The organism is Streptomyces sp. NPDC015242 (genome assembly GCF_043079125.1).
Lineage (GTDB): Bacteria > Actinomycetota > Actinomycetes > Streptomycetales > Streptomycetaceae > Streptomyces.
Genome location: NZ_JBIBUF010000002.1, coordinates 1,183,185 through 1,209,780, shown reverse-complemented (window position 1 = coordinate 1,209,780; position 26,596 = coordinate 1,183,185). Strand labels below are relative to the sequence as shown.

General features: G+C 70.9%; 21 protein-coding genes. 17 read left to right on the top strand and 4 right to left on the bottom strand.

Annotated elements, in window-relative coordinates; genetic code table 11:
* Position 1: 1 nt before the first annotated feature.
* Complete coding sequence (locus tag ACF07N_RS10995; RefSeq protein WP_383334346.1) at positions 2-697, top strand: demethylmenaquinone methyltransferase; 696 nt, start codon at positions 2-4, stop codon at positions 695-697.
* Here the strand turns inward: ACF07N_RS10995 and ACF07N_RS10990 are convergent.
* Positions 684-1,022: a PASTA domain-containing protein gene (locus ACF07N_RS10990; RefSeq protein ID WP_392110785.1), complete on the bottom strand. Its 339-nt coding sequence runs from the start codon at positions 1,020-1,022 to the stop codon at positions 684-686. The two genes, ACF07N_RS10995 and ACF07N_RS10990, sit on opposite strands and share 14 nt — an antisense overlap.
* A gap of 237 nt (positions 1,023-1,259) precedes the next feature.
* Here ACF07N_RS10990 and ACF07N_RS10985 point away from each other — a divergent pair, with 237 nt between their 5' ends.
* Positions 1,260-2,543: a geranylgeranyl reductase family protein gene (locus ACF07N_RS10985; RefSeq protein WP_383334342.1), complete on the top strand. Its 1,284-nt coding sequence runs from the start codon at positions 1,260-1,262 to the stop codon at positions 2,541-2,543.
* 382 nt (positions 2,544-2,925) lie between these two features.
* Here the strand turns inward: ACF07N_RS10985 and ACF07N_RS10980 are convergent, their stop codons facing one another.
* A complete protein-coding gene (locus ACF07N_RS10980; protein ID WP_383334340.1) occupies positions 2,926-3,768 on the bottom strand; it encodes a C40 family peptidase in 843 nt (280 codons plus the stop codon).
* A 725-nt stretch (positions 3,769-4,493) separates the two neighbouring features.
* Between ACF07N_RS10980 and ACF07N_RS10975 the strand changes: the two genes are divergently transcribed.
* From ACF07N_RS10975 to nuoN, 14 genes are read left to right on the top strand one after another with little or no spacing between them, the layout of a single operon-like run.
* Complete coding sequence (locus ACF07N_RS10975) at positions 4,494-4,853, top strand: NADH-quinone oxidoreductase subunit A (RefSeq protein ID WP_003992243.1); 360 nt, start codon at positions 4,494-4,496, stop codon at positions 4,851-4,853.
* A gap of 13 nt (positions 4,854-4,866) precedes the next feature.
* Positions 4,867-5,421: an NADH-quinone oxidoreductase subunit B family protein gene (locus ACF07N_RS10970; protein ID WP_007383964.1), complete on the top strand. Its 555-nt coding sequence runs from the start codon at positions 4,867-4,869 to the stop codon at positions 5,419-5,421.
* Positions 5,418-6,170, top strand: coding sequence for an NADH-quinone oxidoreductase subunit C (locus ACF07N_RS10965; RefSeq protein WP_392110781.1), 753 nt, complete (start codon positions 5,418-5,420; stop codon positions 6,168-6,170). Before ACF07N_RS10970 ends, ACF07N_RS10965 begins: the two co-directional genes overlap by 4 nt.
* Complete coding sequence (locus ACF07N_RS10960; protein WP_094056668.1) at positions 6,167-7,489, top strand: NADH-quinone oxidoreductase subunit D; 1,323 nt, start codon at positions 6,167-6,169, stop codon at positions 7,487-7,489. Before ACF07N_RS10965 ends, ACF07N_RS10960 begins: the two co-directional genes overlap by 4 nt.
* Positions 7,486-8,346: an NADH-quinone oxidoreductase subunit NuoE gene (gene nuoE, locus ACF07N_RS10955; RefSeq protein WP_383334335.1), complete on the top strand. Its 861-nt coding sequence runs from the start codon at positions 7,486-7,488 to the stop codon at positions 8,344-8,346. Before ACF07N_RS10960 ends, nuoE begins: the two co-directional genes overlap by 4 nt.
* Entirely contained in the window at positions 8,343-9,692 is a 1,350-nt protein-coding gene (gene nuoF, locus ACF07N_RS10950) for an NADH-quinone oxidoreductase subunit NuoF (RefSeq protein WP_383334333.1), read from the top strand. The genes nuoE and nuoF overlap by 4 nt, the downstream gene beginning before the upstream one ends.
* Positions 9,689-12,193: an NADH-quinone oxidoreductase subunit G gene (locus ACF07N_RS10945; RefSeq protein ID WP_383334331.1), complete on the top strand. Its 2,505-nt coding sequence runs from the start codon at positions 9,689-9,691 to the stop codon at positions 12,191-12,193. Before nuoF ends, ACF07N_RS10945 begins: the two co-directional genes overlap by 4 nt.
* A complete protein-coding gene (nuoH, locus tag ACF07N_RS10940) occupies positions 12,190-13,569 on the top strand; it encodes an NADH-quinone oxidoreductase subunit NuoH (RefSeq protein ID WP_383334329.1) in 1,380 nt (459 codons plus the stop codon). Before ACF07N_RS10945 ends, nuoH begins: the two co-directional genes overlap by 4 nt.
* A complete protein-coding gene (gene nuoI, locus ACF07N_RS10935) occupies positions 13,562-14,227 on the top strand; it encodes an NADH-quinone oxidoreductase subunit NuoI (RefSeq protein ID WP_094056663.1) in 666 nt (221 codons plus the stop codon). The genes nuoH and nuoI overlap by 8 nt, the downstream gene beginning before the upstream one ends.
* Positions 14,224-15,066, top strand: coding sequence for an NADH-quinone oxidoreductase subunit J (locus tag ACF07N_RS10930; protein ID WP_392110775.1), 843 nt, complete (start codon positions 14,224-14,226; stop codon positions 15,064-15,066). The genes nuoI and ACF07N_RS10930 overlap by 4 nt, the downstream gene beginning before the upstream one ends.
* Complete coding sequence (gene nuoK / locus ACF07N_RS10925) at positions 15,063-15,362, top strand: NADH-quinone oxidoreductase subunit NuoK (protein ID WP_003992252.1); 300 nt, start codon at positions 15,063-15,065, stop codon at positions 15,360-15,362. Before ACF07N_RS10930 ends, nuoK begins: the two co-directional genes overlap by 4 nt.
* A gap of 15 nt (positions 15,363-15,377) precedes the next feature.
* Entirely contained in the window at positions 15,378-17,342 is a 1,965-nt protein-coding gene (gene nuoL / locus ACF07N_RS10920; RefSeq protein ID WP_392110772.1) for an NADH-quinone oxidoreductase subunit L, read from the top strand.
* Positions 17,343-17,347: 5 nt separating this feature from the next.
* Positions 17,348-18,919, top strand: coding sequence for an NADH-quinone oxidoreductase subunit M (locus tag ACF07N_RS10915; protein WP_383334321.1), 1,572 nt, complete (start codon positions 17,348-17,350; stop codon positions 18,917-18,919).
* Complete coding sequence (nuoN, locus tag ACF07N_RS10910; protein ID WP_383580701.1) at positions 18,916-20,565, top strand: NADH-quinone oxidoreductase subunit NuoN; 1,650 nt, start codon at positions 18,916-18,918, stop codon at positions 20,563-20,565. The genes ACF07N_RS10915 and nuoN overlap by 4 nt, the downstream gene beginning before the upstream one ends.
* Before the next feature lie 61 nt (positions 20,566-20,626).
* Here nuoN and ACF07N_RS10905 read toward each other — a convergent pair whose 3' ends face one another.
* Positions 20,627-21,232, bottom strand: coding sequence for a hypothetical protein (locus ACF07N_RS10905; RefSeq protein ID WP_392110769.1), 606 nt, complete (start codon positions 21,230-21,232; stop codon positions 20,627-20,629).
* Positions 21,233-21,558: 326 nt separating this feature from the next.
* On the opposite strand from ACF07N_RS10905, the gene recQ reads away from it, so the two are divergent.
* Positions 21,559-23,670, top strand: coding sequence for a DNA helicase RecQ (recQ, locus tag ACF07N_RS10900; protein ID WP_392110767.1), 2,112 nt, complete (start codon positions 21,559-21,561; stop codon positions 23,668-23,670).
* A gap of 82 nt (positions 23,671-23,752) precedes the next feature.
* On the opposite strand, the gene ACF07N_RS10895 is transcribed toward recQ, so the two are convergent.
* The gene (locus tag ACF07N_RS10895) at positions 23,753-26,575 is read right to left on the bottom strand and encodes a fumarate reductase/succinate dehydrogenase flavoprotein subunit (RefSeq protein WP_392110765.1); all 2,823 of its coding nucleotides are present in this window, start codon (positions 26,573-26,575) and stop codon (positions 23,753-23,755) included.
* Between the last annotated feature and the right edge of the window lie 21 nt (positions 26,576-26,596).

Here is a 26,596-nt window from a genome sequence, read left to right as displayed (position 1 = left end):
GGTGACCCGCGCATCCCTGGACAAGCAGCCGCACGAAGTCGCCTCGATGTTCGACGACGTGGCGGAACGGTACGACCTGACCAACGACGTGCTGTCCCTCGGCCAGGACCGGCGATGGCGCAAGGAGGTCGCCAAGGCGGTCGACGCGCGCCCGGCGCAGAAGATCCTCGACCTGGCGGCGGGCACGGGCACCTCCTCGCTGCCCTTCGCCCGCACCGGCGCCTACGTCGTCCCCTGCGACTTCTCCCAGGGCATGCTCCAGGTCGGCAAGCAGCGGCAGCCCTGGCTGCCCTACACCGCCGGGGACGCGACGCGGCTGCCGTTCAAGGACGACAGTTTCGACGCCGTGACGATCTCCTTCGGGCTGCGCAACGTGCAGGACACGGACGCCGCGCTGCGCGAGATGCACCGGGTGACCCGGCCCGGCGGGCGCATCGTGATCTGCGAGTTCTCGCACCCCACGTGGGCGCCGTTCCGCACGGTCTACACCGAGTACCTGATGCGTGCCCTGCCGCCGGTCGCCCGGGCCGTCTCCTCCAACCCCGACGCCTACGTCTACCTCGCCGAGTCCATCCGTGCCTGGCCCGACCAGCCCGCCCTGGGCCGGCGGCTGGGCGGGGCCGGCTGGTCACGGGTGGCCTGGCGCAACCTGAGCGGCGGGATCGTCGCCTTGCACCGGGGCTTCAAGGAGAGCTGAGTGACCGGCGGTTCCAGCGGTCGCTGAGCACCATGGACGAATCGCCCGGCTCGTCCAGCTCGCGTCGCAGTCCGCCCCGGGGCGGCCGCGGGACGCGAGGTTCGTGCACGCCCCCGCCGCCCTCGCCCGGACCGAGGTCGAACCAGACGTAGACCATCGAGTCCCGTGGCACCTCGGCGCCGGGCTGCGGATACTGGCGCACGACGTAGTCGACCACGGCGAGGTGGAGGTCGGGCCGGTCCGGCGCGCTGAGGAACAGTCCTCGGGTCCGGGCCGCCTCGCGTGCGTCGACGGCCATCAGACCGACCAGACGCGGTACACGCACTCCGGGTGTTTTGCGGGACATGTGCACAGATGTCACCCCCAGCGGTACCCGCAGGGTAACTCCGGCCTCGCGGCGACCGGAAGCGGCAGGTGTCTTTCTGTGACAGTCCACTACGCGGAGTGACAGGGCGCGTCGCGTCGGGGACGGCCCTTCGGCCGGGTGATCAGGCGCGCTGAATAGACTGCCCGTGTCCTGTGCCGGTCGGCACGCAGATTCGAACCTTGGGGAGATCCCGCCGTGACCGAGCCCCTCTCCGAAAACACCGCCGATGTCATCGTCGTCGGCGCGGGGCCAGCCGGCTCCACGACCGCGTACCACCTCGCCAAGGCCGGACTCGACGTACTGCTCCTGGAGAAGACCGAGTTCCCGCGCGAGAAGGTCTGCGGTGACGGCCTCACCCCGCGCGCGGTCAAGCAGCTCGTGGCGATGGGCATCGACATCTCGGAAGAGGCCGGCTGGCTGCGCAACAAGGGCCTCAGGATCATCGGCGGGGGAGTGCGCCTCCAGCTCGACTGGCCGGATCTCGCCTCCTTCCCCGACTACGGCCTGGTCCGCAAGCGCGACGACTTCGACGAGCAGCTGGCCCGGCAGGCCCAGAAGGCCGGTGCCCGGCTGTTCGAGAAGTGCAACGTGGGCGCGCCGATCACCGACGACCGCACGGGCCGCATCACCGGCGTCCACGCCAAGCTCGGTGAGGACAAGCGCGAGGTCACCTTCCACGCGCCGCTGGTCGTCGCCGCCGACGGCAACTCCACGCGGCTCTCCCTCGCGATGGGCCTGCACCGCCGGGAGGACCGCCCGATGGGAGTGGCGGTCCGCACGTACTTCACCAGCCCCCGCCACGACGACGACTACCTGGAGTCCTGGCTCGAACTGTGGGACCGCCGCGGCCCCCAGGACCGCCTGCTGCCCGGCTACGGCTGGATCTTCGGCATGGGCGACGGCACCTCCAACGTCGGCCTGGGCGTGCTCAACACCTCCGAGTCCTTCAAGGAGCTGGACTGGCGCGAGGTGCTGAAGGCCTGGTGCGCCTCCATGCCGGAGGACTGGGGCTACACCCCGGACAACATGACCGGGCCCATCCGCGGCGCCGCCCTCCCCATGGCCTTCAACCGCCAGCCGCACTACACCAAGGGCCTGCTGCTGGTCGGCGACGCCGGCGGCCTGGTGAACCCCTTCAACGGCGAGGGCATCGCCTACGCCATGGAGTCGGGCCAGATCGCCGCCGACGTCATCGTCCAGGCGCACGCGCGCTCCACCCCGGCCGGCCGGGAGCTGGCGCTCCAGCGCTACCCGCGCGTCCTGAAGGACACCTACGGCGGTTACTACACGCTCGGCCGCGCCTTCGTGAAGCTCATCGGCAACCCGAAGGTCATGCAGATCGCCGCCCAGCGCGGCCTGACGCACCCGCTGCTGATGAAGTTCACGCTGAAGCTCCTGGCGAACCTGACCGACCCGACGGGCGGCGACGCGATGGACCGGATCATCAACGGGCTGAGCAGGGTCGCGCCGAAGGCCTGACCGGCCGCCGGGCCGTCCGGCCGCTGAGGGCCGTGATCTCACCGGGCCGGCGCGCGGACCACTGGGCGCGCCGGCCCGCCGTCCGTCGCGGGCGTGGGCCCGCCGGCCGCCAACACCCCGTGTTGCGGGGACATTTCGGACATGGGGTGCGCAGGCGTCCCGATCCACCCCGGCTGCGGGGGCCGGGGGCCTGTGCGGCGCATGGGCGGGCCGCGACGCCGGCCGGGATCACCGGGCGCCCGCGGCCGCGGCGAAGCGCCCAGGGAGGCCCTGGAGGGCCGTACGGGGTCATCAAGGTGTCCCGGGCAGGCCGGGAGGGCCGTTGCCCCCGAGCGGCAACGGCCCTCTTGTCCCTTATGCGTGCATCAGTGCGGACGCGGCGTCAGAGAACGCGCACCGCGCCCGAGGCCGGGTAGCCCGACAGGTCCTGGATGACGACACCCTTGGACGGGTTGGCCGCGTCCAGGTACTGGCCGTTCCCGATGTAGACGCCCACGTGGTACGCGGAGCCCTTGCCGCCCCAGTACAGGATGTCGCCGACCTGGATGCTGGAGAGCGGCACGTCCGTGCCGGCCATCGACTGGTCCTGCGAGACGCGCGGCAGTTGCACACCCACCTGCTTGTACGCGGCCTGCACCAGGGAGGAGCAGTCCCAGGCGTTGGGACCGGTGGCGCCCATGACGTAGGCGTCGCCCAGCTGTGCCTTGAGGAAGGCGATGACGGTGGCGACGCTGCCGCTGGCGGGCGCCGAGACCGACGCCGACGCGGACGCGGAGGCGGTCGTGGTGGAGAGGGTGGCGCGCTCGGCGCTGCGCTCGGCACGCTCGGCGGCGGCCTTGCGGGCGGCCTCGGCGGCCTCCTTCTTGGCCTCGGCCTTCTTCTTGGCCTCGGCGAGGTCCTTCTTGGCCTCCGCGGCGGCCTTGGCGGCGGCGGCGTCGCGCTCTGCGCGCAGCTCGTAGTTCGCGGCCGCCTGCTGCGTGGCGGCCGCGGACTGGGCGACCTGAGCCGACATGTCGGCCGTCAGGGTGGGCAGTTCGATGGTCTGCGTCACCGGCTCGGCGGCGTTCGCCGAGGCCGACGCACCCGCCGCCGCGATGCTGAGAACGCCACCGGCGACTCCGGCACGCATGGCGATCGTCGAGGTCGCGCTGCGGCGGGGCTTCCGGTGGCTGCGTATGTGAGCGGTGTGGGACATGGGAACAACCGGTACCAGGGGCTCCTTCATATCTTCAAGAAACGTGTCCTGCGCCACAGTTGTTCAATCGAAGCCCCAAAACCCCCGAACGGCCCTCTTTATTGACGCCGTAACGGACATTGCGGGCTCCCTGTCACCGGGCTGTGATCACGGCGTTTGATCAATACGCCCGAATTGCCCCGCGCTTACCACCGGTTGGGGTGATTGGCCAAGCCCCGTTCTCAGGGACCTCTCATCGATGTGGCGGAGGTCACGGAACGGTTGCCCCGGAGGTCGCGTCCCCGGCGCGCGGATCACGGCCGGATCACGGCCCCGCGAAGATCGTGAACGTTTGCACGCGTCCACACCCCGCCCTGCACGCCCCCTCGGGTGTGAACGCGCCATTATCAAGAGATCGAGTCCACCGCCAATTTGCATGCACGCGAACTCTCTTGATATTGAGACGCACCCTCCGAGCTGCGCCGACAAGCCAAAATGTCACCTCTGGTGATCACTCGGACGCTTCGCGTGTGAAGATCACCGCTCATCCGACTTCATGATCGATCGTCAGGTGGTGGAGATCACAAAGCTTGTGCAATACCCCGTGTCGCAGATCACAGAGCGTCGGGCATAAGATGCACGCGGTTGGGCTTGTGACCTGCTTCACATGTTCCCGATCTTCGCCGGGGCGTGCGGGGTTCGCGGGACTGATGGGGCGGCTGTGAGTCCAACGCCAACCGCCAGCAGTCAGTGCCGACTGAGAGGAGCGAGGAGCGGTGAACGCTTATGCGCCCATCCTCGTACTGGGAGCCCTCGGGGCAGGCTTTGCGATCTTCTCCGTGGTCATGGCCACGTTGATCGGGCCCAAGCGGTACAACCGGGCCAAGCTCGAGGCCTACGAGTGCGGTATCGAGCCGACCCCGACGCCGGCCGGTGGCGGGCGCTTCCCCATCAAGTACTACCTGACGGCGATGCTCTTCATCGTCTTCGACATCGAGATCGTCTTCCTCTACCCCTGGGCCGTCACCTTCGACGCCCTGGGGATCTTCGGGCTCGTGGAGATGCTGCTCTTCGTGCTCACCGTCTTCGTCGCGTACGCGTACGTATGGCGGCGCGGCGGCCTGGAATGGGACTGAGGGGCCACTAGTCATGGGACTCGAAGAAAAGCTGCCGAGCGGCTTCCTGCTGACCACCGTCGAGCAGGCCGCGGGCTGGGTGCGCAAGGCGTCGGTCTTCCCCGCCACGTTCGGCCTCGCCTGCTGCGCCATCGAGATGATGACCACCGGCGCCGGCCGCTACGACCTGGCGCGCTTCGGCATGGAGGTCTTCCGGGGCTCGCCCCGCCAGGCGGACCTCATGATCGTCGCCGGCCGGGTCAGCCAGAAGATGGCGCCGGTGCTGCGGCAGGTCTACGACCAGATGCCGAACCCCAAGTGGGTGATCTCCATGGGGGTCTGCGCCTCCTCCGGCGGCATGTTCAACAACTACGCGATCGTCCAGGGCGTCGACCACATCGTGCCGGTCGACATCTACCTCCCCGGCTGCCCGCCACGGCCGGAGATGCTGATGGACGCCATCCTCAAGCTCCACCAGAAGATCCAGTCCTCCAAGCTCGGCGTGAACGCCGAGGAGGCCGCCCGCGAGGCGGAGGAGGCGGCGCTCAAGGCCCTGCCCACGATCGAGATGAAGGGGCTGCTGCGATGAGCGACGCGAACGGCGCGGGTGGCGCGGGTGGCGCCAACCCCGAGAAGGACCTCAGCGCGTCGAACCTCCCGGGCCAGCGCGGCCAGGGCGGCGAGGAGATCCGCGTCCAGCGCGGCATGTTCGGCGCGAACAACGGCGGCGACACCTCCGGCTACGGCGGCCTGGTCCGCTCGGTCCGCCTCCCGGGACCGGCGACCCGACCCTACGGCGGCTGGTTCGACGAGGTCGCCGACGAACTGGAGGGTGCCCTGGAGGAACAGGGCCTGCTCCCGGAGAACGCCATCGAGAAGACGGTCGTCGACCGCGACGAGCTGACCTTCCACATCGAGCGCGAGCACCTGGTCCGCGTCGCCCGCACCCTGCGCGACGACCCGGCCCTGCGCTTCGAGCTGTGCACCGGCGTCAGCGGCGTGCACTATCCGCACGACAAGGGCCGCGAGCTGCACGCCGTCTACCACCTGCGCTCGATCACCCACAACCGGGTGATCCGCCTTGAGGTCAGCGCCCCCGACAGCGACCCGCACATCCCGTCCCTGTTCGAGGTCTATCCGACCAACGACTGGCACGAGCGCGAGACGTACGACTTCTTCGGGATCGTCTTCGACGGCCACCCGGCCCTGACGCGGATCATGATGCCGGACGACTGGCAGGGCTTCCCGCAGCGCAAGGACTACCCCCTCGGCGGCATCCCCGTCGAGTACAAGGGCGCCCAGATCCCGGCTCCGGACCAGCGGAGGTCGTACTCATGAGCACTTCGCACGCCTCCCCCCGGGAGACCACCGAAGGCACCGTCTACACCGTCACCGGCGGCGACTGGGACGAGGTCGTCCAGTCCGCGGCCCGCGCCGACGACGAGCGCATCGTCGTCAACATGGGCCCGCAGCACCCGTCCACGCACGGCGTGCTCCGCCTGATCCTGGAGATCGAGGGCGAGACCGTCACCGAGGCCCGCTGCGGAATCGGTTATCTGCACACCGGCATCGAGAAGAACCTCGAGTACCGCACGTGGACGCAGGGCACCACGTTCGTGACGCGCATGGACTACCTGACGCCGTTCTTCAACGAGACGGCGTACTGCCTCGGCGTCGAGAAGCTCCTCGGCATCGAGGACCAGATCCCGGACCGCGCCTCGATCATCCGGGTGCTCCTGATGGAGCTGAACCGGCTCTCCTCGCACCTGGTGTGCATCGCCACCGGCGGCATGGAACTCGGCGCCACCACGATCATGATCTACGGATTCCGTGATCGTGAACTCATTCTCGACATCTACGAGCTGATCACCGGCCTGCGGATGAACCACGCGTACATCCGCCCCGGCGGACTCGCCCAGGACCTGCCGCCCGGCGCGGTGGACCAGATCCGCGAGTTCGTGAAGAAGATGAAGAAGAACCTCCCGGAGTACGACAAGCTCGCCACCGGGAACCCCATCTTCAAGGCCCGCATGCAGGACATCGGCTACCTCGACCTGGCCGGCTGCATGGCCCTCGGCGCCACCGGCCCGATCCTGCGCTCCACCGGCCTGCCGCACGACCTGCGCAAGGCCCAGCCGTACTGCGGCTACGAGACGTACGACTTCGACGTCCCGACCGCCGACACCTGCGACGCCTACGGCCGCTTCCTGATCCGTCTGGAGGAGATGCGCCAGTCGCTCAGGATCGTCGAGCAGTGCCTGGACCGGCTCCAGCCCGGCCCGGTCATGGTCGCCGACAAGAAGATCGCCTGGCCCGCCCAGCTCGCCCTGGGCCCCGACGGGCTCGGCAACTCCCTCGACCACATCAAGAAGATCATGGGCACCTCCATGGAGGCCCTGATCCACCACTTCAAGCTGGTCACCGAGGGCTTCCGCGTTCCGCCCGGACAGGCCTACGCGGCGGTCGAGTCGCCCAAGGGCGAGCTCGGGGTGCACGTCGTGTCCGACGGCGGCACCCGCCCCTACCGGGTCCACTTCCGCGACCCGTCCTTCACCAACCTGCAGGCGATGGCGGCGATGTGCGAAGGCGGCCAGGTCGCCGACGTCATCGTCGCCGTCGCGTCCATCGACCCCGTGATGGGAGGCGTCGACCGGTGACCACATCGTCTTCCGAGCGGGGCGTCGGCCTGGGCATGCCCGAACTGCCCCCACCCGCCTACCCGGACGACGTCCGGGCCCGGCTGGAGACCGACGCGCGCGAGATCATCGCCCGCTACCCGGACTCCCGCTCCGCCCTCCTGCCGCTGCTGCACCTGGTGCAGTCGGAGGAGGGCCACGTCACGCGCACCGGCATGCGGTTCTGCGCGGACGTGCTCGGCCTGACCACCGCCGAGGTCACCGCCGTCGCGACCTTCTACACCATGTACCGGCGCAGGCCGAGCGGTGACTACCAGGTGGGCGTGTGCACCAACACCCTGTGCGCGGTGATGGGCGGCGACGCGATCTTCGAGGAGCTCCAGGAGCACCTCGGCGTGGGCAACGGCGAGACCACCGACGACGGCAAGGTCACGCTGGAGCACATCGAGTGCAACGCGGCCTGCGACTTCGCCCCGGTCGTGATGGTCAACTGGGAGTTCTTCGACAACCAGACCCCCGCCAGCGCCAAGCGCCTCGTCGACGACCTGCGCGCCGGACGCCCGGTCACGCCCACGCGCGGGGCGCCGCTGTGCACCTTCAAGGACACCGCGCGGATCCTGGCCGGCTTCCCCGACGAACGGGACGGCGCCGTGGAGTCCGGGGGCAGCGCCGGGCCCGCCTCCCTGGTCGGCCTGAAGCTCGCCAAGGGGGAGGCGTCCCCCGCGCGCGTGGTGCACCCGCGCGGTGAGGCCGCCCGCACCGGGGCGCCGCACGAGCCGTCACCGACGGAGCACCTGAGCTCGCACGACGCGCCGCAGGACACATCGGCCTCCGACCCGGCCCACCCGGCCGGGCCCACCGCCGAGGAGGGGGAGTGATGACCTTGGCAGCCGAGCTGAAGGACATGAGCCCGGAGAAGCTGCTCGCACCGGTGCTGTCGGCCTTCTGGGACGAGGACAGGTCCTGGACGCTGGACGTGTACCGGCGGCACGACGGCTACGAGGGGCTGCGCAAGGCGCTCGCCATGTCGCCGGACGACGTGATCGCGTACGTCAAGGAGTCCGGCCTGCGCGGGCGCGGCGGCGCAGGCTTCCCGACGGGCATGAAGTGGCAGTTCATCCCCCAGGGGGACGGCAAGCCGCACTATCTCGTTGTCAACGCCGACGAGTCGGAGCCGGGGACGTGCAAGGACATCCCGCTCCTCTTCGCGAACCCGCACAGCCTCATCGAGGGCATGATCATCGCGTGCTACGCCATCCGGTCGTCGCACGCCTTCATCTACCTGCGGGGTGAGGTCGTCCCCGTGCTGCGGCGGTTGCACTCGGCCGTACGCGAGGCGTACGAGGCGGGCCTCCTCGGCGAGAACATCCTCGACAGCGGACTCGACCTCGACATCACCGTGCACGCGGGCGCGGGCGCGTACATCTGCGGTGAGGAGACCGCACTGCTCGACTCGCTCGAAGGCCGCCGTGGCCAACCGCGGCTCCGTCCCCCCTTCCCCGCCGTCGCGGGCCTCTACGCGTGCCCGACTGTGGTGAACAACGTCGAATCGATCGCGTCGGTTCCCGCGATCATGAACCGGGGCAAGGACTGGTTCCGGTCGATGGGGAGCGAGAAGTCGCCCGGCTTCACCCTCTACTCCCTCTCCGGCCACGTCGCCAGCCCCGGCCAGTACGAGGCGCCGCTCGGGATCACGCTCCGCCAGCTGCTCGACATGAGCGGCGGAATGCGCCCCGGGCACCGCCTGAAGTTCTGGACGCCGGGCGGCTCCTCGACCCCGATGTTCACCGACGAGCACCTCGACGTCCCCCTCGACTACGAGGGAGTGGGCGCCGCGGGTTCCATGCTCGGCACGAAAGCGCTCCAGTGCTTCGACGAGACGACCTGCGTGGTCCGCGCCGTCACGCGCTGGACGGAGTTCTACGCCCACGAGTCCTGCGGCAAGTGCACGCCCTGCCGCGAGGGGACCTACTGGCTCGTGCAGCTGCTGCGCGACATCGAGGCCGGCAAGGGACAGATGTCCGACCTCGACAAGCTGAACGACATCGCCGACAACATCAACGGCAAGTCCTTCTGCGCCCTCGGCGACGGCGCCGCCTCGCCGATCTTCTCCTCGCTCAAGTACTTCCGCGAGGAGTACGAGCAGCACATCACGGGCCGGGGCTGCCCCTTCGACCCGGCCAAGTCGACGGCCTGGGCCGACCGCACGGAGGTGAACGCATGACCGTGACCACCAGCTCTCCCTCCGGCGGGGGAGAGGCGGCGGTCCCGCCGGAGGACCTCGTGTCGCTGACGATCGACGGCGCCGAGATCAGCGTGCCCAAGGGCACCCTGGTCATCCGGGCCGCCGAACAGCTCGGCATCGAGATCCCCCGGTTCTGCGACCACCCCCTCCTGGACCCGGCCGGCGCCTGCCGACAGTGCATCGTCGAGGTCGAGGGCCAGCGCAAGCCGATGGCCTCCTGCACCATCACCTGCACCGACGGCATGGTCGTCAAGACCCACCTCAGCTCGCCGGTCGCGGAGAAGGCCCAGAAGGGTGTGATGGAGCTCCTGCTCATCAACCACCCGCTGGACTGCCCGGTCTGCGACAAGGGCGGCGAGTGCCCGCTGCAGAACCAGGCCATGTCGCACGGCGACGCCGAGTCCCGTTTCGACGGCCGCAAGCGGACCTACGAGAAGCCCGTCCCGATCTCGACGCAGGTGCTGCTCGACCGCGAGCGGTGCGTGCTGTGCGCCCGCTGCACCCGGTTCTCCAACCAGGTCGCCGGCGACCCGATGATCGAGCTGATCGAGCGGGGCGCGCTCCAGCAGGTCGGCACCGGCGAGGGCGACCCGTTCGAGTCGTACTTCTCCGGCAACACCATCCAGATCTGCCCCGTGGGAGCGCTGACCTCGGCGGCGTACCGGTTCCGCTCCCGCCCCTTCGACCTGGTCTCCTCCCCGTCGGTGTGCGAGCACTGCTCCGGGGGCTGCGCCACCCGCACCGACCACCGGCGCGGCAAGGTCATGCGGCGGCTCGCGGCGAACGACCCCGAGGTCAACGAGGAGTGGATCTGCGACAAGGGGCGGTTCGCGTTCCGCTACGCCCAGCAGCGTGACCGGCTCGAAACGCCCCTGGTGCGCAACGCCGAGGGCGAGCTGGAACCGGCCTCCTGGCCGGAGGCCCTGCAGATCGCCGCCCAGGGGCTGCTCGCCTCGCGGGGCCGCACCGGCGTGCTGACCGGCGGCCGCCTCACCGTCGAGGACGCCTACGCGTACAGCAAGTTCGCGCGCGTGGCGCTCGACACCAACGACATCGACTTCCGCGCGCGCGTGCACAGCAGCGAGGAGGCCGACTTCCTCGCCGCCCGGATCGCCGGGCGCGGCCGGGACCTCGACGGCACGGGCGTCACCTACACCGCGCTGGAGAAGGCCCCGGCCGTCCTGCTGGTCGGGTTCGAGGCGGAGGAGGAGGCGCCCGGCGTCTTCCTGCGACTGCGCAAGGCCTGGCGCAAGCACGGGCAGAAGACCTTCTCGCTCGCCACCCACACCACCCGGGGTCTGGAGAAGGCCGGCGGCACCCTGCTGCCGGCGGCTCCCGGCACCGAGACCGAGTGGCTGGACGCGCTCGCGAGCGGTGTCGGCCTGGAGGGTGACGGCGCGCTGGCCGCCGAGGCGCTGCGCGCCGAGGGCGCGGTGATCGTGGTCGGCGAGCGGCTGGCCGCCGTGGCCGGTGGCCTGACCGCCGCCGTCCGCACCGCCGCCGCGACCGGAGCCCGGCTGGTGTGGATCCCGCGCCGGGCCGGGGAGCGCGGCGCGGTCGAGGCGGGAGCGCTGCCGTCGCTGCTGCCGGGCGGGCGCCCGGCCACCGACCCGCGCGCGCGGGACGAGGTCGCCGCCGTCTGGGGCGTCGCCGGCCTGCCGCACCGCTACGGCCGCGACACCGGCCAGATCGTGGAGGCCGCCGCGACCGGTGAACTCCAGGCCCTGCTGGTGGCGGGCGTGGAGATCGCCGACCTGCCCGACCCGGCACGCGCGCGTGCCGCGCTCGACGAGGTCGGCTTCCTGGTCTCGCTCGAACTGCGGCCCAGCGAGGTCTCCCGCAAGGCCGACGTGGTGCTGCCCGTGGCGGCGGTCGCCGAGAAGGCCGGCACCTTCCTCAACTGGGAAGGCAGGGTCCGCTTCTTCGAGGCGGCGCTCAAGCCCGACCAGATGACCCGCCGCCTCGCGCCCAGCGACGCGCGCGTGCTGCAGATGCTCGCCGACGCCATGGACGTCCACCTCGGACTGCCCGATCTGCGCACCGTGCGCGCGGAGATCGACCGGCTCGGCGCCTGGGACGGCCCGCGGGCCACCGAGCCCCTGGAGACCGCGGCGGCGCTGCCCCGCCCGGCCGCCGGGGAGGCCGTGCTCGCCGGGCACCGGCTCCTGCTCGACCAGGGCGTCCTGCAGCAGGGCGACGAGGCCCTCGCCGGAACACGGCACGCCGCACACGCGCGCGTGTCGGCCGCCACGGCCGCCGAGGCGGGCGTCAAGGACGGCGACCTCCTCGCGGTCACCGGTCCCGAGGGCGACGTCGCCCTGCCGCTGCGGATCAGCGACATGCCCGACCGGGTGGTGTGGCTGCCGCTGAACTCCACCGGCGGGGGCGTCGCCTCAGACACCGGGGCGCGGCCCGGCTCCCTCGTCCGCATCGGCCCGGCGACCCTCGCCGGCGAGGCCCCCAAGGAGGTGGAGGCATGAGCCCGTCGTCCCTCGCTGCTGAAGACCTCTCGATGTTCGGCACCGACCCCTGGTGGCTGGTCGTCATCAAGGCGGTGTTCTGCTTCGCCTTCCTGATGGTGACCGTGCTGATCTCCATCGTCATGGAGCGCAAGGTCGTCGCCTGGATGCAGCTGCGCATCGGCCCGAACCGGCACGGCCCCTGGGGCATGCTCCAGTCGCTCGCCGACGGCATCAAGCTGATGCTGAAGGAGGATGTGATCGTCAAGCGCGCGGACAAGGCGGTGTACGTCCTCGCGCCGATCGTGGCGGCCGTGCCGGCCTTCATGGCGATCGCGGTGATCCCCTTCGGCCCGGCAGGCAACGAGATCTCGATCTTCGGCCAGCGCACCACGATGCAGCTCACCGACCTGCCGATCGCGATGCTCTACATCCTCGCGGTCGCCTCGGTCGGCATCTACGGCATCGTCCTGGCGGGCTGGAGCTCCGGCTCGACCTACCCGCTGCTGGGCGGCCTGCGCTCCTGCGCGCAGATGATCTCCTACGAGATCGCGATGGGCGCCGCCTTCGCCTCCGTGTTCCTCTACTCCGGTTCGATGTCGACGTCGACGATCGTCGAGGGGCAGACCGACCGCTGGTACATCCTGCTGCTGCCGGTCTCCTTCCTCCTCTACATCGTCACCATGGTCGGCGAGACCAACCGCGCCCCCTTCGACATGCCGGAGTCCGAGGGCGACCTGGTCGGCGGCTTCAACACCGAGTACTCGTCGATCAAGTTCGCGATGTTCATGCTCGCCGAGTACGTCAACATGGTCACCGTCTCGGCCGTAGCCACCACGCTCTTCCTGGGCGGCTGGCGGGCTCCCTGGCCCGTCAGCACCTTCTGGGAGGGCGCCAACCACGGCTGGTGGCCGCTGCTGTGGTTCACCGTCAAGGTCCAGCTGCTGCTGTTCATGTTCATCTGGATCCGCGGCACCCTCCCGCGCGTCCGCTACGACCAGCTGATGAAGCTCGGCTGGAAGGTCCTCATCCCGGTCTCGCTGGTCTGGCTGATGCTCGTCGCCAGCGTCCGGGCCCTGCGCAACGAGGGGTACGACTTCGCCGACATCGCCCTCTACGTCGGCGGCGCCGTGCTCGCCCTGCTGCTGCTCTCCTTCGTGGCCGACATGTTCCGCGAGAAGACCAAGCAGGCCGAGCAGCCGGCCGAGGCCCCGGCCGCCTTCGACCCGATGGCGGGCGGCTTCCCCGTACCGCCCCTGCCCGGGCAGGAACTCCCGCCGGTCCCGCGACGGCCCTCGCGCCGTGAGCGGGAGCTGATTGTCAGTGGCGGGCCCGATACTCACAGTGACGGATCTCTGGGCGGATCTACGGAGGGAAAGGAGGCGTCCGATGGCTGAGGAAATCGAGCGTTCGCAGGCCGAGGAACCGAAGGACACCAAGCCCGGTTTCATGAACCCGGTGGCCGGCTTCGGCGTGACCTTCAAGGCCATGTTCAAGAAGCGGCTGACCGAGCAGTACCCCGAGCAGCCGAAGACCACGGCCCCGCGCTTCCACGGACGGCACCAGCTCAACCGCCACCCGGACGGCCTGGAGAAGTGCGTCGGCTGTGAACTGTGCGCCTGGGCCTGCCCCGCCGACGCGATCTACGTCGAGGGCGCGGACAACACGGACGAGGAGCGCTACTCGCCCGGCGAGCGGTACGGCCGCGTCTACCAGATCAACTACGCCCGCTGCATCCTGTGCGGCCTGTGCATCGAGGCCTGCCCCACGCGCGCGCTGACCATGACCAACGAGTTCGAGCTGGCCGACTCCAGCCGCGCCAACCTCATCTACACAAAGGAGCAGCTGCTCGCGGGCCTGGAGGAGGGCATGGTCGACACCCCCCACGCCATCTACCCGGGCACGGACGAACAGGACTACTACCGGGGCCTGGTGACGGAGGCCGCGCCCGGCACCGAGCGGCAGGTCGCCCACTCCAAGGGCGAAGTCGTGCAGGAGGCCGACTCGACCTTCGGCGGGACGGAACCGGCGTCGGAGAAGGTGATCGGCCGATGACCGCCCAGCTCGCCGCCTACTCCACCTCCACCGGAGAGGCCGTCCAGTTCTGGATCCTCGGCACGGTCGCGGTGATTGGCGCCCTGTGCACCATCCTGATGAGGCGGGCCGTGCACAGCGCGCTCTGTCTCGCCGGGACCATGATCATCCTGGCGGTGTTCTACCTCGCCAACGGCGCCTACTTCCTGGGCGTCGTGCAGATCGTCGTCTACACCGGCGCGATCATGATGCTGTTCCTGTTCGTGGTGATGCTCGTCGGCGTCACCGCGGCGGACTCCCTGAAGGAGACCATCAAGGGCCAGCGCTGGCTGGCCCTGCTGTGCGGACTCGGGTTCGGCGTGCTGCTGATCGGCGGGATCGGCAACGCCTCCCTGACGGAGTTCAACGGCATCGGCCAGGCGAACGCCGGGGGCAACGTGGAGGGCATCGCCGCCCTCATCTTCACCAAGTACGTCTTCGCGTTCGAGATCACCGGCGCCCTGCTCATCACGGCCGCCGTCGGCGCCATGGTGCTCACCCACCGCGAGCGCACCGAGCGCGCCAAGACGCAGCGCGAACTCGCCGAGGAGCGCGTGCGCGAGGGCAAGTACCTGCCGCCGCTGCCGGCGCCCGGCGTCTACGCCCGGCACAACGCGGTCGACATCGCGGGCCTGCTGCCCGACGGCACCCCCTCCGACCTCACCGTCAGCAAGACGCTGCGCGAGCGGGGACAGGTCCGGGACGTGTCGCAGGAGGCGCTCAACGACCTCAGGGCCCTGGAGCAGCGGGCCGAGGAGCGCCTGGAGCGGAAGGCCGTCGAACCGGCCACGTTCAAGCGGCCCGAGGAGGCATCGAAGTGAACCCGGTCAACTACCTCTATCTCGCGGCCCTGCTCTTCACGATCGGCGCCACCGGCGTGCTGATCAGGCGCAACGCGATCGTGGTGTTCATGTGCATCGAGCTGATGCTCAACGCCTGCAACCTCGCGTTCGTCGCCTTCTCCCGGATGCACGGCAACCTCGACGGGCAGATCATCGCCTTCTTCACGATGGTCGTCGCCGCCGCGGAGGTCGTGGTGGGGCTCGCGATCATCGTGTCCCTGTTCCGTGCCCGCCACTCGGCCTCGGTCGACGACGCCAGCCTGATGAAGCTGTAAGGGGTCGGGAGAAAAGTGGAGAACCTGATTGCGCTGCTGGTGGCGGCGCCCCTGCTCGGAGCGGCGGTCCTGCTGTGCGGCGGACGCCGGCTGGACGCCGTCGGCCACTGGCTCGGCACGCTGCTCGCGGCCGTCTCCTTCGTGCTCGGCCTGGTGCTGTTCAGCGACATGCTCGCCCAGGACGCCGACCAGCGCCTGATGAGCCAGCACCTGTTCAGCTGGATCCCGGTCGAGGGCTTCCAGGCGGACGTCGCCTTCCGGCTCGACCAGCTGTCCATGACGTTCGTGCTGCTGATCACGGGCGTGGGGACGCTGATCCACCTGTACTCCGTCGGGTACATGGAGCACGACGAGCGGCGCCGCCGCTTCTTCGGCTACCTGAACCTGTTCCTCGCGGCGATGCTGATCCTCGTCCTCGCCGACAACTACCTGCTGCTGTACGTCGGCTGGGAGGGCGTCGGTCTCGCCTCCTACCTGCTGATCGGCTTCTGGCAGCACAAGCCCAGCGCCGCCACGGCCGCGAAGAAGGCCTTCCTGGTCAACCGCGTCGGCGACATGGGCCTGTCCATCGCGATCATGCTGATGTTCCTGTGGTTCGGCACCTTCGCCTTCGGGCCGGTGCTCGGCGGCCACGGAGAGGCCGGGCTCGCCGGCGCGGCCGGTGAGGACAAGCTGACCGCGATCGCCCTGATGCTGCTGCTCGCCGCCTGCGGCAAGTCCGCCCAGGTGCCGCTGCAGTCCTGGCTCGGGGACGCGATGGAGGGCCCGACCCCGGTCTCGGCCCTCATCCACGCGGCGACGATGGTGACGGCGGGCGTCTACCTGATCGTCCGCTCCGCCGCCGTCTTCAACGGCGCCCCGGACGCACAGCTGGTCGTCACGATCGTCGGCGCGGTCACGCTGCTGTTCGGTGCGATCGTCGGTTGCGCCAAGGACGACATCAAGAAGGCCCTGGCCGGCTCGACCATGTCGCAGATCGGCTACATGATCCTCGCCGCGGGCCTCGGCCCCATCGGCTACGTCTTCGCGATCATGCACCTGGTGACGCACGGCTTCTTCAAGGCCGGTCTCTTCCTCGGCGCCGGTTCGGTGATGCACGGCATGAACGACGAGGTCGACATGCGCAGGTACGGCGGCCTGCGGAAGTACATGCCGGTCACCTTCATCACCTTCGGCCTCGGATATCTCGCGATCATCGGCTTCCCGGGCCTGTCCGGCTTCTTCTCCAAGGACAAGATCATCGAGGCGGCGTTCGCCAAGGGCGGCACCGAGGGCTGGATCCTCGGCGCGTGCGCCCTGCTCGGCGCGGCCATCACCGCGTTCTACATGACGCGCGTGATGCTGATGACGTTCTTCGGGGAGGAGCGCTGGCGCCACGCCCCGACGCCGTCCCCGGCCCAGCCGGACGTGGAGCCCGCGGCGGAGACGCGCGGCGAGTACACCCCGCCGCACCCGCACGAGTCGCCCAAGGTCATGACGATCCCCATGATCGTGCTGGCCGTCGGGTCGGTCTTCGGCGGCGCGTTCTTCAGCATCGGCGACCGGTTCGTGCACTGGCTGGAGCCGATCACCGGGCACGACCACGGCCACCCGCCGGTCAGCGCCCTCACGGTCACGCTGTCCACGGTCGCCGTCATGGTCATCGGCGTCGCCCTCGCCTGGGCGCAGTACGGCCGCCGCCCGGTCCCGGCCGTCGCCCCGCGAGGCTCGCTGCTCACCCGGGCCGCCCGCCGCGACCTGCTCCAGGACGACTTCAACCACGTCGTCCTGGTCCGCGGCGGCGAGCACCTGACGCGGTCCCTGGTCTACGTCGACCACACCCTGGTCGACGGCGTCGTCAACGGCACGGCGGCCTCGGTCGGCGGCCTCTCCGGGCGGATGCGCAGGCTGCAGAACGGCTTCGCCCGCTCCTACGCGGTCTCGATGTTCGGCGGCGCGGCGGTCATCGTCGCCGCGACCCTGCTGATGAGGGCGGTCTGATACCGATGTCCTTTCCCCTGCTGACAGCGACAGCGGCGCTCCCGGCGATCGGGGCGATCGCCACGGCCGCCGTACCGGCCGCGCGGCGCACCGCCGCCAAGTGGCTGGCGCTGCTCTTCTCGCTCGCCACGCTCGTGCTGGCGATCGTCGTCCTGGTCCGCTTCGACCCGGGCGGCGAGCGCTACCAGCTCACCGAGTCCCACGCCTGGATCGCCGACTTCGGCGTCCGTTACGAACTGGGCGTGGACGGCATCGGCGTGGCGCTGATCGGGCTCACCGCCCTGCTCATCCCGTTCATCATCCTCGCGGGCTGGCACGACGCCGACCCGCTGGAGACGGGCAGCAGCCGCTGGCGGCCGACGCAGGGCTTCTTCGCCCTGATCCTGGCCGTCGAGGCGATGGTGATCCTCTCCTTCGAGGCCACCGACGTCTTCCTCTTCTACATCTTCTTCGAAGCCATGCTCATCCCGATGTACTTCCTCATCGGCGGCTTCGGGGACCGTGCCCACGAGCACGGCGAGAAGACGGCGGCGACGCAACGCTCGTACGCCGCGGTGAAGTTCCTCCTCTACAACCTGGCCGGCGGCCTGATCATGCTGGCCGCGGTGATCGGCCTGTACGTGGTCGCCGGGAACTTCTCGCTCCAGGAGATCGCCGAGGCCCGCGCCAACGGCACGCTCGACATGGCGACCAGCACCGAACGCTGGCTGTTCCTCGGCTTCTTCTTCGCCTTCGCGGTGAAGGCGCCGCTGTGGCCGCTGCACACCTGGCTGCCCAACGCGATGCAGGAGTCGACGGCCCCGGTCGCGGTCCTCATCACGGCGGTCGTCGACAAGGTCGGCACCTTCGCGATGCTCCGCTTCTGCCTCCAGCTCTTCCCGGAGGCCAGCAAGTGGGCCACGCCCGCGATCCTCGTCCTCGCCCTGATCAGCATCATCTACGGGGCGCTGCTCGCGGTCGGCCAGCGCGACATCAAGCGGCTGGTGGCCTACGCGTCGATCTCCCACTTCGGCTTCATCATCATGGGCATCTTCGCGATGACGAGCCAGGGCCAGTCCGGCGCGACGCTCTACATGATCAACCACGGCATCTCGACGGCCGCGCTGATGCTGGTCGCGGGCTTCCTTATCTCCCGGCGCGGCTCGCGGCTCATCGCCGACTACGGCGGGGTGCAGAAGGTCGCCCCGGTGCTCGCCGGCACGTTCCTGATCGGCAGCCTGGCGACGCTGTCCCTGCCGGGACTGGCGCCGTTCGTCAGTGAGTTCCTGGTCCTGGTCGGCACGTTCACGCGCTACCCGGTGATCGGCATCATCGCCACCTTCGGCATCGTCCTCGCCGCGCTCTACACGCTCGTCCTGTACCAGCGGACGATGACGGGCCCGGTGAAGCCGGAGGTGTCCGCGATGCCGGACCTCAGGGTCCGCGAGCTCGTCGTGGTCGCCCCGCTGGTCGCACTGCTGATCTTCCTGGGCGTCTACCCGAAGCCCGTCACGGACATCGTCAACCCCGCGGTGGAGCAGACCATGTCCGACGTACAGAAGAAGGACCCCCAGCCCGAGGTGGAGGCGGCCAAGTGAGCGCATCAGCCGTCCACAGCCTGTGGACAACCGCGGCCGAGCCGATCACCAAGATCGACGCGCCCGAGTTCGAGTACGGCCAGCTGGCACCCACCCTGATCGTCGTGGGAGCGGCGATCGTCGGGATCCTGGTCGAGGCGTTCGTACCGCGCAAAGCCCGCTATCACGTCCAGATGTTCGTCTCCGTCGTCGCCCTGGCGGCCGCCTTCGCCGCGGTCGTCGCCCTCGCGGCGGACGGATACGGCACGACGAAGGCGCGTATCGCGGCGATGGGCGCGATCGCCGTCGACGGACCGGCCCTGTTCCTGCAGGGCACGATCCTGCTGGCGGCCCTGGTCGGCCTGTTCACCTTCGCCGAGCGGCGCCTGGACCCGGCCGCGCACGGCAACCGGGTCGACTCCTTCGCGGCGCAGGCCGCGTCCGTGCCGGGCAGCGAGAGCGAGAAGGCCGCGGTCAGGGCCGGGTTCACCACCACCGAGGTGTTCCCGCTGCTGATGTTCGCCGTGGCCGGCATGCTGATCTTCCCGGCGGCCAACGACCTGCTGACGCTGTTCGTGGCCCTGGAGGTCTTCTCCCTGCCGCTGTACCTGCTGTGCGCCCTGGCCCGCCGCAAGCGGCTCATGTCGCAGGAGGCGGCCGTCAAGTACTTCCTGCTCGGCGCCTTCGCCTCCGCGTTCACCCTGTTCGGCATCGCGCTGCTGTACGGCTACGCGGGCTCCATGTCGTACGCGAGGATCGCGCAGGTCGTCGAGGGCACCGTCCAGGACGTCGATCCGGCGCTCGCCGCCACCATGGGCAACGACGCGCTGCTCCTGGTCGGCGCCGCGCTGCTGGTGATGGGCCTGCTGTTCAAGGTGGGCGCGGTGCCGTTCCACATGTGGACGCCGGACGTCTACCAGGGCGCGCCGACCCCGGTGACCGGTTTCATGGCGGCGGCGACCAAGGTGGCTGCCTTCGGCGCGCTGCTGCGGGTGCTGTACGTCGTCCTGCCGGGTCTGCGCTGGGACTGGCGGCCGGTGATGTGGGCCGTGGCGATCGTCACCATGCTGGGCGGTGCGATCGTCGCGATCACGCAGACCGACATCAAGCGGCTGCTGGCGTACTCGTCGATCGCGCACGCCGGGTTCATCCTCGCCGGTGTCATCGCGACCACGCCCGACGGTGTCTCGTCCGTCCTCTTCTACCTGGCCGCGTACTCCTTCGTGACGATCGGCGCCTTCGCGGTGGTCACGCTGGTGCGCGACGCGGGCGGTGAGGCGACGCACCTGTCCAAGTGGGCGGGTCTCGGCCGCCGTTCGCCGCTGGTGGCGGCGGTGTTCGCGGTGTTCCTGCTGGCCTTCGCGGGCATTCCGCTGACGTCCGGCTTCGCCGGGAAGTTCGCCGTGTTCAAGGCGGCGGCGGAGGGCGGGGCCGCCCCGCTGGTCGTCATCGGTGTGATCTCGTCGGCGATCGCGGCGTTCTTCTACATCCGCGTCATCGTGCTGATGTTCTTCAGCGAGCCGCGGCCGGAGGGCCCGACGGTGGCCGTGCCGTCGCCGCTGACCATGACGGCGATCGGCGTCGGGGTGGCGGTCACGCTGGTGCTCGGTGTGGCGCCGCAGTACTTCCTGGACCTGGCGGGGCAGGCGGGCGTGTTCGTGCGCTGAGCCTCCCAGCGAGCGCGGGACCCGGTCTCCTCAGGGGGCCGGGTCCCTTCGCGTGTGCGGGTCAGGGGCACTGCACCCTGCGGTTCCAGGGGTGGAAGACGCCCCTGGGGTTGTCCTTGAAGATCCAGGCGTGCAGCGTGTAGACGACGCCCAGGCCGGGGATCTCCTCCGGGCCGTCGAAGTGGCGGTCGCCGAACATGACCGGCCGGTCCCGGTCCGTCTCCACGTTCTGGTCGGCGTCCCGGACGATCCACTCCACGGCTCCGGCGCGCAGCTCGCCGTGCCGGTCCTTGTGATAGACGACCGCGGCCGGTTTCACCGGATCGGTGGAGTTGATCAGCCGCTGCTTGACGTAGTGGTAGCCCATGGCGCCCTCGCCGGGCCGGGCGGCGCAGGGGCCGGCGGGGAGGTAGCCGTCCCGCAGGGCGCGCTTCACGTGCTGGTAGTGGCGCGTGGCGGCGTAGGTCTGGATCAGTTCCGGTTCCGAGTCGTGGCCGTGGCCCTGGCCGTGCCGGGTGCCGTGGCCGGTGTCGTGCCCGGTGCTGTGGGCGGGGGCGGCGGTGAGGGTGAGGGCGGTGGCCAGGGCGAGGGCGCCGACGGCTCTGCGGGGCGTGAAGGATGCCTTGAAGGGCGCGAAGGGTGCCTTGGGGGGCGTGAGGGGGGACATGTCGAGTGCTCCTTGCGGAGAGGACCGCCCGGGGCGGGCGCTCGTCAGGGGGGCGCGGGGGCGCCAGCCGGGGAGGGGACGGACGGAGGGTCATGCGACGCAGGCCGCATCCGGGCCGCGTGAGCAGCTTCACCCGGCGGGTGGGGGCGTGCCAGACGGGCCTGTCCAATGGGCTGAGTCGAACCCGAGTGCGGTCCGCCCCCTCCATCGGGCGGGACCTGTGGACAACTCCGGGGCTGTCGGTGCGGGCGCCTATGGTGGACGCAGTGGTCGAGGCGCGACGCACGGGGGACGCAACGATGGGCGCGACGGGCGGGACGGGTGTGATGACGGAACGAGGCACGGTGACCGGCGCCGGGGCGGACGCGGAGACGGGTGGTGGGGTCGCGGCCGGGTTCGGTGGCGGGGCCGGCGCCCTGGGCGACGGCCCCGCCGGGCCGCTCGGTGCCGACGCGAGCGAGGCGCTCACCGCGCTGCACCGCGTCTTCGGCTACGGCGCCTTCCGCGGCGAGCAGGAAGCGGTCATCGAGCACGTGGTCGCCGGCGGCGACGCCGTCGTGCTCATGCCCACCGGCGGCGGCAAGTCGCTGTGCTACCAGATTCCGTCCCTGGTCCGCCCCGGTACGGGCGTGGTCGTCTCCCCGCTGATCGCCCTGATGCAGGACCAGGTGGACGCGCTGCGGGCGCTGGGCGTGCGGGCCGGTTTCATGAACTCCACGCAGGACTTCGACGAGCGCCGGATGGTGGAGGCCGAGTTCCTCGCCGGCGAGCTGGACCTGCTGTACCTGGCGCCGGAGCGGCTGCGGCTGGAGAGCACGCTCGGTCTGCTCTCCCGGGGCAAGATCTCCCTCTTCGCGATCGACGAGGCGCATTGCGTCTCCCAGTGGGGCCACGACTTCCGCCCCGACTACCTGGCGCTGTCGCTGCTCGGCGAGCGCTGGCCGGACGTACCGCGGATCGCGCTCACGGCGACGGCCACGCACGCGACGCACCGGGAGATCACCGAGCGGCTGAACATGCCGTCGGCCCGCCACTTCGTGGCCAGCTTCGACCGGCCCAACATCCAGTACCGGATCGTGCCCAAGGCCGACCCGAAGAAGCAGCTGCTGGCCTTCCTCCGGGAGGAGCACGCGGGCGACGCGGGCATCGTCTACTGCCTGTCGCGCAACTCGGTGGAGAAGACCGCCGAGTTCCTCAGCCGCAACGGCATCGAGGCGGTGCCCTACCACGCCGGGCTGGACGCGGGGACGCGCGCGGCCCACCAGTCCCGCTTCCTGCGGGAGGACGGCCTGGTCGTGGTGGCGACCATCGCCTTCGGCATGGGCATCGACAAGCCGGACGTCCGCTTCGTCGCCCACCTCGACCTGCCCAAGTCGGTCGAGGGGTACTACCAGGAGACGGGCCGGGCCGGCCGCGACGGACTGCCGTCCACGGCCTGGATGGCCTACGGGCTCAACGACGTCATCCAGCAGCGCAAGCTGATCCAGTCCGGTGAGGGCGACGAGGCCTTCCGGCGGCGGGCCCAGGCCCATCTCGACGCGATGCTGGCGCTGTGCGAGACCGCTCAGTGCCGCCGGGGCCAGCTCCTCGCCTACTTCGGCCAGGACCCGGACCCGGCCGGCTGCGGCAACTGCGACACCTGCCTGACCCCGCCGGAGACCTGGGACGGCACGGTCGCGGCGCAGAAGGTCCTGTCGACGGTGGTGCGGCTGCAGCGGGAGCGCGGCCAGAAGTTCGGCGCGGTGCAGATCGTCGACATCCTGCTCGGCAAGCGCACCGCCAAGGTCATCCAGTTCGACCACGACCAGCTGTCGGTCTTCGGCATCGGTGAGGAGCTGACCGAGGGCGAGTGGAGAGGCGTCATACGGCAGTTGCTCGCCCAGGGACTGCTCGCGGTGGAGGGCGACTACGGCACGCTGGTGCTGACCGAGGCCAGCGGGGAGGTGCTCAGGCGGGAGCGGGAGGTGCCGCTGCGCAAGGAGCCGAAGAAGCCGGCGACCTCCCGGTCCGGGTCGTCGTCCGCGGCCTCCGGGCGGGGCGAGCGCAAGGGCAGGACCGTCGCCGCCGAGCTGCCGGAGGAGTTGCTGCCGGCGTTCGAGGCCCTGCGCGCCTGGCGGGCCGAGCAGGCCCGCGAGCAGGGCGTCCCGGCGTACGTCATCTTCCACGACGCGACACTGCGGGAGATCGCCCTGGCGTGGCCGGCGTCGGTGAGCGAGCTCGGCGGGATCAGCGGCGTGGGCGAGAAGAAGCTCGCGACCTACGGCGAAGGGGTGCTGGAGGTGCTCGGGTCGCTGGGCGGGCCGCCCGGCGCGACCCCGGCGGCCGGCTCACCCCCGGCGGCCGGCCAGGCACCGGGCCGGTCCTCCGGCCAGGGCACCGACGAGCCGTACGACTGGCCGGAGAGGGACGCGGAGCCGGAGCCCGACGACTGGACATAGGGCCGGGCTCCGGCCGGGCCGGGCGGCTCCCGCCTCGGGCCGGGGCCGGCCGGGTGGGATCGGCCGGGGAGCGTCACTCCGGTCACAGGGCCCGCGCCGCGTACGCCCTGACGTCCGCGTCGGAGTCCGTCGTCGCCGTGGCCAGTGCCGCTCTCGCCTCGACCGAGGACCGGTGCCTGGTCAGGGCCAGGACGGCGGCTTTGCGGACGTCGGCGTTGGAGTCCGCGAGGGCCTTGGCGAGCGCGGGCACGGCCACCTCGGCGCCGGCGACGGACAGCGCCGTCGCGGCCCCGGCCCGCACTTGCCAGGCCGGCTCGGACAGGGCGGCCACGGCGCGTTCGGCGAGGGGCGCCGGGCAGCCGGTCGTGCCCAGCGCTCCGTAGGCCGCCGCGCGTACGAGGGCGTCGGGGTCGTCGAGCAGCCCGGTGAGGGCCTGCGCGACCGGGCCGGCCCCCGAAGCGGCCCCGGGAGCGTCGCCCCCGCCCGGTGGCGCTGCGGCACCCAGCCGGTCCGCTCCCACCGTGGCCAGCCCCTTGGCGATCGCCACGCGGACCTCGCGGGACGGATCGGCGACCGACGCGCCCGCCAGCGCGTCGGCGGCGTCGACCGACACCAGGGCACGCACCGCCTCGATCCGGACGGCGATGTCGGAGTCGGTCAGGCAGGCCGTGAACAGCTCGCTGTCCCCGAGGCGCAGGGCGCGCAGGACGTCCAGCGCGGCGGCCCGGACCACCGGGTCGGGCTCGGTCAGAGCGGCGGCGAGACCGTCGCGCAGACCCGGCTCGGGCGGGAGCGTCTCGACGAGTTCGCGCAACGAAGCGGCCGCGGCCGCGCGGACCTCCGCGGCGGAGTCCCGCAGGGCCGCGGCGAGGGCGGGACCCGTCCCCGGCGGCAGGGTCTCGGTGAGCACGGCGACCGCCTCGCGCCGGACGGCGGGCTCCGGGTCCCCCAGGTACGGCCGCAGGGCATCGAGTTCGGGTTCCTCGTCGGCGAGGGCGACGAGTTCGAGCAGCCGGGCGGAGGAGCGCCGGCCCGAGGGAGCGGCGGGCGCGGTGCCCGGCGCGGCAGCCGGCTCCGGTGCCGCGGCCCCCGTCCGGGCCGCGACCGGAGCCACGTCGCGCGACCCGGCTGTCGCCACGTCCTCGGCGTGGACCTCGCCGATGGGGCGGGGCGCGCCGCCGACCGGATCGAAACCGTCGACCGGAACGAGATAGGGGGCCACGGGACGAGCCGTGAACTCCATCGCACCAGAGGGGGACTTGTGCAGATCGAGGTGGTGGAACCAGGACGCGTCGTCCCGCCGGGGGTGGTCGAGCCGGTCGTGGTACAAGCCCCAGCGGGACTCCGTGCGGGCCAGGGAGGAACGTGCGGCCATCTCCGCGCAGTCGCGGATGAAGGTGACCTCGGCGCAGCGCATCAGCTCGTGCGGGGTGCGGGCGCCCATCGTGGCGATGTCCGCGCGCATCCGCTCGAACGCCTCCAGGGCCAGCGACAGCCGGGCACCGGACTTGGGAGGGGCGACGTAGTCGTTCACGAAGCGGCGCAGCTTGTACTCGACCTGGGGCTGCGGCGGGCCGTCGGGGTTGCGCAGCGGGCGGTAGATCAGCTCGTGCGCCTCGCGCAGCTGGTCGGCCGGCAGTTCCCCCGTGTAGGCCGTGTACCGGGACGCGTCGGCGCCCGCGAGGTCGCCGAAGACGAACGCGCCGATCATGTAGTTGTGCGGCACGCAGGCCAGGTCGCCGGCCGCGTACAGGCGGGGCACGGTGGTGCGGGCGTGGTCGTCCACGCGGACGCCGGAGGCGGAGTGGCCGCCGCACAGGCCGATCTCGGAGATGTGCATCTCGACGTCGTGGGTGCGGTAGTCGTGGCCGCGGCCGGAGTGGAAGGTGCCGCGGGTGGGGCGTTCGGTGGAGTGGAGGATCGTCTCCAGCGCCGAGACGGACTCCTCCGGCAGGTGGCTCAGCTTGAGGTAGACCGGTCCCCGGTCGGACGCCACCTCCGCCGCGAACTCGGCCATCATCTGGCCCGACCAGTAGTCGGAGTCGACGAAGCGCTCGCCGTGCCGGTTGACCTGGTAACCGCCGAAGGGGTTGGCGACATAGGCGCAGGCGGGACCGTTGTAGTCCTTGATGAGCGGGTTGATCTGGAAGCACTCGATGCCGGTGAGTTCGGCGCCGGCGTGGTAGGCCATGGCGTAGCCGTCGCCGGCGTTGGTGGGGTTCTCGTAGGTGCCGTAGAGGTAGCCGGAGGCGGGCAGGCCGAGGCGGCCGCAGGCGCCGGTGGCGAGGATGACCGCGCCCGCGCGGACCTGGACGAACCGCCCGGTGCGGGTGTGGAAGCCGGCCGCACCGACGGCGCGCCCGTCCGCCGTGAGCACCCGCACCGGCATCACCCTGTTCTCGATGCGGATCCGCTCCCGCATCTCCCGCCGCCGCAGCTGCCGGTAGAGGACCTTCTTGACGTCCTTGCCCTCGGGCATGGGCAGGACGTAGGAGCCGGAGCGGTGCACCTGGCGGACGGCGTAGTCACCGTGCTCGTCCTTCTCGAACTTCACGCCGTAGGACTCCAGCCGCTGCACCATCGCGAAGCCCCGGGTGGCGGTCTGGCGGACGGTGGACTGGTCGACGATGCCGTCGTTGGCGCGGGTGATCTCGGCGACGTAGTCGTCCGGTTCGGCACGGCCCGGGACGACCGCGTTGTTGACGCCGTCCATGCCCATGGCGAGCGCGCCGGAGTGCCGGACGTGGGCCTTCTCCAGCAGCAGGACGTTCGCGCCGTGCTCGGCGGCGGTCAGGGCCGCCATGGTGCCGGCAGTGCCGCCGCCGACGACCAGGACGTCACAGGTCAGCTCCTCGGCGTCGGCGAGGGCCGGGAGGGCGAGGGCGGGGGCCGCTGGGGAGTTCACGGAGGGGGTCACCGGAGTGCC

Excerpts from the sequence above, each read along its gene's own strand:
- ACF07N_RS10905 (WP_392110769.1), bottom strand. The coding sequence starts at position 21,232 with ATGTCCCCCCTCACGCCCCCCAAGGCACCCTTCGCGCCCTTCAAGGCA.
- ACF07N_RS10930 (WP_392110775.1), top strand. The coding sequence starts at position 14,224 with ATGACCGCCCAGCTCGCCGCCTACTCCACCTCCACCGGAGAGGCCGTC.
- ACF07N_RS10915 (WP_383334321.1), top strand. The coding sequence starts at position 17,348 with ATGTCCTTTCCCCTGCTGACAGCGACAGCGGCGCTCCCGGCGATCGGG.
- nuoH (WP_383334329.1), top strand. The coding sequence starts at position 12,190 with ATGAGCCCGTCGTCCCTCGCTGCTGAAGACCTCTCGATGTTCGGCACC.
- ACF07N_RS10970 (WP_007383964.1), top strand. The coding sequence starts at position 4,867 with ATGGGACTCGAAGAAAAGCTGCCGAGCGGCTTCCTGCTGACCACCGTC.
- ACF07N_RS10945 (WP_383334331.1), top strand. The coding sequence starts at position 9,689 with ATGACCGTGACCACCAGCTCTCCCTCCGGCGGGGGAGAGGCGGCGGTC.
- nuoI (WP_094056663.1), top strand. The coding sequence starts at position 13,562 with ATGGCTGAGGAAATCGAGCGTTCGCAGGCCGAGGAACCGAAGGACACC.
- recQ (WP_392110767.1), top strand. The coding sequence starts at position 21,559 with ATGACGGAACGAGGCACGGTGACCGGCGCCGGGGCGGACGCGGAGACG.
- ACF07N_RS10960 (WP_094056668.1), top strand. The coding sequence starts at position 6,167 with ATGAGCACTTCGCACGCCTCCCCCCGGGAGACCACCGAAGGCACCGTC.
- ACF07N_RS10980 (WP_383334340.1), bottom strand. The coding sequence starts at position 3,768 with ATGAAGGAGCCCCTGGTACCGGTTGTTCCCATGTCCCACACCGCTCAC.
- ACF07N_RS10965 (WP_392110781.1), top strand. The coding sequence starts at position 5,418 with ATGAGCGACGCGAACGGCGCGGGTGGCGCGGGTGGCGCCAACCCCGAG.